This is a genomic window from Arthrobacter sp. zg-Y820 (genome assembly GCF_030142155.1).
Classification (GTDB): Bacteria; Actinomycetota; Actinomycetes; order Actinomycetales; family Micrococcaceae; genus Arthrobacter_B.
This window is the reverse complement of record NZ_CP126248.1, coordinates 53,610-59,609: the sequence shown is the minus strand read 5'-3', so window position 1 is coordinate 59,609 and position 6,000 is coordinate 53,610. Positions and strand designations below refer to the sequence as shown.

Below are 6,000 nucleotides of genomic sequence, written 5' to 3'. Positions count from 1 at the left end.
CGCGACACGATGGAGTTTCTGTTTTCCCTTAATCCGGGAGGTGGCTGGGGCCCGGTGATAGTTTTTAGATATCGGAAACAGTTTTAGATCATCCTGGGCCACCCGTCCAGCCGATGTTGTTCAGACTGAGATGGACTGAAAGCCCTCCCCCAGGGGCCGGATATGTAAGGACAAGATCATGACCACTGAAGGACCGAAGCGTGTTGGGCGCCGCTCCAAGGGAGACCGTAAGCTCATTGGCTTCCGTCTGGCGACCGACAAAGCGGAAGTTGTCAGTGAAATCGCTGCCGCCGAAGGCTACAGGTACGTCAGCGACTGGGTGGCCAGTGTTGTGGCCGAGCGTATCGAGAACACCGATTTGGATGGAATCCACCAGCAGCAGGAGGAACTTCCGATCAGCCGTATCGCTTAAATACAGAAGGCCCGCAGGATAGCGGGCCTTCGAAGTATGTGACTTTCGCCTGACAAGCTTGCCGGCGACGCAGGTCGAAAGTCGATTTTTTTTACAACCGTCATTCCTGTTAGGGAGAGCCGGTCCTTTTTCATTCCGTTAGGGGAATAACACCATCGTACATCAGCCTGCCCCCGAACTGCCAGACTCACAGAGTCACAGCGTGTCGAGCGTGCCCACGTCGCGAGACGAACCCTCGCAGCTCTGGTCGTCCCTGGCTCCGTTGCTTGCTGGACAGCCCCGTGTGCGCCTGTCCAAGGATGGCGGCCGCTCCTATCCGCAGCGCTTTGAGCGCGACCTGACGCCGGGGCTGCCGTCCCATCCGGCAGCCGTGCGGATCTTCGGCAAGGACGGAACCTGCGCTGCCATCTTCCTGGACTTTGACTCCTCCATCGCCGGAGTGGACTGGGTCGAAGCCGACGTCCGGACCGCCCAGTCGTTACTGCACAGTGTCGGCGGCCGCTGGATTGAGGACTACTCCCCCAATGGCGGCCGCCATCTCTACATCCCCCTGGCCGAACGGGTGAGCTTCTCCGAGGCCCGTGATCTCGTTGAAGCGCTCGGGACCCGTTTCAGGACCCTGGATAAAACCCCGCACCAGAACCTGCTGCACGGCTGTATGCGGACACCAGGCAGCCCCCACAAGCGGGGCGGACACCAAATGCTGGCCATGAGCCTGTCCATGGCCTACGACGTCGCCCGCCGACGGAACAGCGCAGACGTATGGAAAGCACTCACAGCCGAGCTGGCCCGGGACATCGCTGCCGCCCGCGCCTACCGGCTGGAGCAGGCAACCCCGGCCGCCTTGGAATCCCCCGGTCCGGCCGGCGTCGAACAGAGCCTGCGGATTTCCCGTGCCATGCAGCGCATCGCCGTCACCGGCTTGTACGAGGTGAACCGGTACCAATCCGACTCCGAGGCACGCCAGGGTGTCATCGCCGGCGCAGTCGCCGCAGGACTGGCACTTACCGAGGTCCAACGCCGGATGAAGCAGGGACTTTGGCCCGGACTAGCCTCTTTCTATGCACGCTATCCGGCCCGTCACCGGGTCGCGGCACTGCAGCGGGACTGGCGCAATGCCCTCAGCTTCGTACAAAGAAACCAGGATCAACCACATGGAAAGAACAATGTCCGTATCTCCCCCACAAGCGGGCCCCCCACACAGGCGGGGGGCTTACATGGTGGTAACTCGGTGATCCTTACCGACGATAACGAGCATCGCTTCATCCGTTCCTGGCGGAACGCTCTACGTCTGGTGGAATACCGGTACCAGACCCGGATAGGACTGGCGCGGAGGATGGTGCTGCGCGCCCTGGGGGAAGCCGCCCACAAGAGTGCCAGCCGTTACATTGAGTTCGGTGACCGGGCCTTGGCCGTGGCCACCGGTATGGACCACACCACTGTTGGTTTCCACCTGCGCGGCTTGCGTTCCGAGAAGGATCCGTTGGTGGTCCTGATCGAAGCCGGCCGCGGCACCAAGGGTGATCTTTACATGCTGACCATTCCGGAAACCACGTTGAAGGCCGTGAAGGAGCTGCCATGGAAGAAGGGGAAGGTGCATGCCCTGCGCCCGGTCTTTAGGGAATTGGGGCTGCCGGCGGCCTTCGTGTACGAGGCGCTGGAGAACTCCCCTGTCCCCCTCTCGACCATGGAAGTCGTCCGAACCACCGGACTGTCCCGGACGGCAGCCACCGAGGCACTGGAAATGCTTGCAGCCTGGAACCTGGCCTCCCGGGACGCCGGATGGTCCGTCGTGGCCGCCACCTCGCTGAACACCTTGGCCGAATACTTCGGGGTCCTCGAGGCCGTCGCAGCGCAGATCCACACCTATCGGATCCAGCGCGCCCAATGGCGCGATTGGCTCTCCCGCCATTCCAACGTCGTGCCACTCCTACCAGCACCCGAGGATGATTATCCGTGGGAGGACTTCGAGGGCCCCCCCGATGACCTGACCTTGGCCGATCTGGCCTTCCAAGCTGCCGGCTAGGACCACCAGACTCTGTTAGTCCGTGAGTCTGGTATTTCCCGGCCTGTGGAACAGGGCAGGAAATGTTCCAATCCGGCAGCCGAGGAACGGTGCCCGGGCACACGGCGCGTCCCTAATACCGCGGCGGCAGGTTCAAGGAGTCGCGCAGTTCGCTCTCCGTGGTGCCCGATAGATCTGCCTTGCGCTCCAGCAGCAGATCAATGGCCACCCGGACCAGGGTGTTATCCGTGATCCGCTCCCCCATGCCCAGCTTGGAGTTATTGATCGTCATGGTCAGGATCTTCAGGTCCATGGCCTGGTCCTGGAAAACCCGCAGCTCCTTGCGGACAAGCTGTGTGTAGTGGGGACGCACCGAAGCTGCTGGCAGGTCTTCCTCCCCCGCGGCAGACGCCTGCTGCGTCGCCTGTACGGGAGCAGCTGCCGGAGCCGGTTTGGCCGCGACCGGTGGCCTGACCGGCTGGCCGTTTGGGCCCACCTGCGGCTGGACCGCAGCCGGTGGTGAGACCTGCGGTTCCGGCTGTTGTGGGATCGATGTCGTCGCAGGTACGGCGGGAGGGGGCGGCAACATGTCCTTGAAACTTCTTTTGACGGCCATGGTCCCTATCCCCTGTTCTCGTTGACCCAGATGCTCAGCAACTCCCGGGCGACGTCCTTGTAGTCCCCGGCTGCCTTTTCCGCGTTCCGGCTTGTCTCGTATGTAGTGACGACATTGCCCGTCATGGGAGCGCGTTCATGAATCTTGTATGAGCGGACAAAGGACTTGCAGACCTTCAACCCGTACTCCCGCAGGGTTTCCTGCGCCTCGGTCGCGTCGCTGATGGAGCGTGAATCTACCTGTGTGACTAAAACCCGGTAGTCCAAGCCGCTGGGCTGAACGATGGAGCTAAAGGTGTTGATCAGGGGAAGCATGGCCAGAGCGGTGGGCTCGCTGGGCAGCAGGACGAAGTCAGAGTTGTCCACGACGGCTTTCAGGACTTCTGCATTGTCCAGATTTCCCGGGGTATCCACGTAGATAGTGTCGTAGTCGAGATCACGCATCTGCTTGAGCAGAGAGGGATCAGTTTCACTGACGACGTCGAAGGGCAGCTGCTTGCTCTCTGGGAGCTGGTCTGCGGTTTCAGCCCAGGTCGTCACGGACCTCTGGGGGTCGACGTCAACGACGAGGACCTTGGAATGCTCCGCCGCAACGGCGCCCAGATTCATCACCGTGGTGGACTTACCTGCACCACCTTTTTGGTTGATGACGGCGACGACCCTCATTGATGCTTCCTTCTGTCATTGAGCTGCTGGGCGCCGACGACGAAGGAATGGGTCCACGCTCTAACTGAGCGGGGTTCACAAAAGATGGGAACTGCTAATCCAGTGGTCGCCGGCATGCGATTGAGCCCAAGCTATCAGCCATTTACTGAATTTGATGGGATTTCAGTCCGTGACACGCAGAGTCTGTAAGTTCGTCTTTGAGTGCCAGAGTCACCGATAACCAAAGTTGGGGAGTCACAGACTTCCAGACTCTGTTAGTAAAGTCGCCGTTTGATGTCCCCACTCCCCCGGGGTTGTACAGATGCATCTCGATTTACAGCGATCGTCGTGTCACAACTGCGCTCGGGCCGGGCACTCACGGCGTTATGGGGTCAATCGCTGACCTGCAGCGTGCAATGCAGTAAGTTGAATACGCTGGGGCGGACGGTCCAAGATGAACATTTCAGACAACCTGGCATGCAATCCAGACATGGAAACTCACGGAGTCCGCGTGTCTGTGAGCCATTAACTAGGTTCATGATGACGGGCCGTTATGAACCCTGTACTCGGGAGCGAGGCGGGATGCCCGCGGTTTAGAGGCATAGGGCGGAAGACTCCGGGCGCCAGACTCAGTGAGTATGGAACTCAGTGAGTCACGGAGCAGTGCCGGCCACCGAAAACGCAGCCGGGGAGTCACGGAGTTACGGACTCTGTTAGTCAACGCGCCCTTCAATGCCCCCACTCCCCGGGGTCGTACAGATGCATCAAGATTCGGGCGATCGAAATGCAGCCAGGTGGATGTGCAGGGAGGCGTGGGTGAACATCCCACGAAGTCAGGCCGATAAGTGCATACTCGTGATCTCACAGAGTCACAGAGTCGCAGAGTCCGTGAACAACGGATATGGTGCTGGCTGAGGTTGAACCCGTGTTCTCGAGGGTGAGGAATGCCCGCGACTCAATGAAGTAAGCAAGCAAGGACGGGCTCCGGGCGCCAGACTCAGTGAGTATGGAACTCAGTGAGTCACGGAGCAGTGCCGGCCACCGAAAACGCAGCCGGGGAGTCACGGAGTTACAGACTCTGTTAGTCAACGCGCCCTTCAATGCCCCCACTCCCCGGGGTCGTACAGATGCATCAAGATTCGGGCGATCGAAATGCAGCCAGGTGGATGTGCAGGGAGGCGTGGGTGAACATCCCACGAAGTCAGGCCGGTAAGTGCATACTCGTGATCTCACAGAGTCACAGAGTCGCAGAGTCCGTGAACAACGGATATGGTGCTGGCTGAGGTTGAACCCGTGTTCTCGAGGGTGAGGAATGCCCGCGACTCAATGAAGTAAGCAAGCAAGGACGGGCTCCGGGCGCCAGGCTCAGTGAGTATGGAACTCAGTGAGTCACGGAGCAGTGCCGGCCACCGAAAACGCAGCCGGGGAGTCACGGAGTTACAGACTCTGTTGGTCAACGCGCCCTTTGGTGCCCCCACTCCCCGGGGTCGTACAGATGCATCAAGATTCGGGCGATCGAAATGCAGCCAGGTGGATGTGCAGGGAGGCCTGGGTGAACATCCCACGAAGTCAGGCCAGTAAGTGCATACTCGTGATCTCACAGAGTCACAGAGTCGCAGAGTCCGTGAACAACGGATATGGTGCTGGCTGAGGTTGAACCCGTGTTCTCGAGGGTGAGGAATGCCCGCGACTCAATGAAGTAAGCAAGCAAGGACGGGCTCCGGGCGCCAGGCTCAGTGAGTATGGAACTCAGTGAGTCACGGAGCAGTGCCGGCCACCGAAAACGCAGCCGGGGAGTCACGGAGTTACAGACTCTGTTCACCCGCAGATTCTGTGAGTATGGGACTCAGTGAGTCACTGAGTGACGCCAGCCGCCGGCGGCGGTTGCACTTACGAAGCTCACGGACTCTATGATTCAGAGGCCGACCTGGGGTGGCTGCTACCAGAACGGCGCCGAAACTGCCGAGTACCGGAGGCTCAGAGTCCCAGACTTACTTCCAATCGAACGCGACGTCCCGAGTACAGTCTGTTTGTCCGTTGGCCTGTATATCCGGGGGAGAAGGTCCCTCCCGGCTAAGGTATCCACAAACAGAGTCTGTCAGTCTGTGAGTCAATAGTGCGTTCAGTTAGGCAATCATGCTCGTTGTCGCCGGTTCCGGAGTGCGGTACGCCCTGTCGAACCATGAAATCTCAGGGGAGTGGAGCAAGAGGAAGCTGCCCTGACTGAACGCTCCCGATATTCCGTTCCGCTGCGCAGACCAGTGCCTCTGTGAGTTCGTGACAAGCAGATTCTGGGTCGGCTGACAAGGTCCCCCAAGCATCG

At 60.1% G+C, this 6,000-nt stretch carries 4 protein-coding genes; 2 read left to right on the top strand and 2 right to left on the bottom strand.

The genetic code is table 11. From position 1 onward, the window contains the following. The first annotated feature begins 178 nt into the window (after positions 1-178). Together QNO08_RS17435 and QNO08_RS17430 are read left to right on the top strand one after the other, a co-directional pair. The gene (locus tag QNO08_RS17435; RefSeq protein ID WP_229968343.1) at positions 179-412 is read left to right on the top strand and encodes a hypothetical protein; all 234 of its coding nucleotides are present in this window, start codon (positions 179-181) and stop codon (positions 410-412) included. Positions 413-614: 202 nt separating this feature from the next. Further along, positions 615-2,438, top strand: coding sequence for a MarR family transcriptional regulator (locus QNO08_RS17430; protein WP_229968345.1), 1,824 nt, complete (start codon positions 615-617; stop codon positions 2,436-2,438). A gap of 112 nt (positions 2,439-2,550) precedes the next feature. Here QNO08_RS17430 and QNO08_RS17425 read toward each other — a convergent pair whose 3' ends face one another. Together QNO08_RS17425 and QNO08_RS17420 are read right to left on the bottom strand one after the other, a co-directional pair. Then, entirely contained in the window at positions 2,551-2,790 is a 240-nt protein-coding gene (locus QNO08_RS17425) for a hypothetical protein (RefSeq protein WP_229968347.1), read from the bottom strand. A gap of 248 nt (positions 2,791-3,038) precedes the next feature. Beyond that, complete coding sequence (locus tag QNO08_RS17420; protein ID WP_229968349.1) at positions 3,039-3,698, bottom strand: ParA family protein; 660 nt, start codon at positions 3,696-3,698, stop codon at positions 3,039-3,041. Positions 3,699-6,000 lie beyond the last annotated feature (2,302 nt).

Excerpts from the sequence above, each read along its gene's own strand:
- QNO08_RS17435 (WP_229968343.1), top strand. The coding sequence starts at position 179 with ATGACCACTGAAGGACCGAAGCGTGTTGGGCGCCGCTCCAAGGGAGAC.
- QNO08_RS17420 (WP_229968349.1), bottom strand. The coding sequence starts at position 3,698 with ATGAGGGTCGTCGCCGTCATCAACCAAAAAGGTGGTGCAGGTAAGTCC.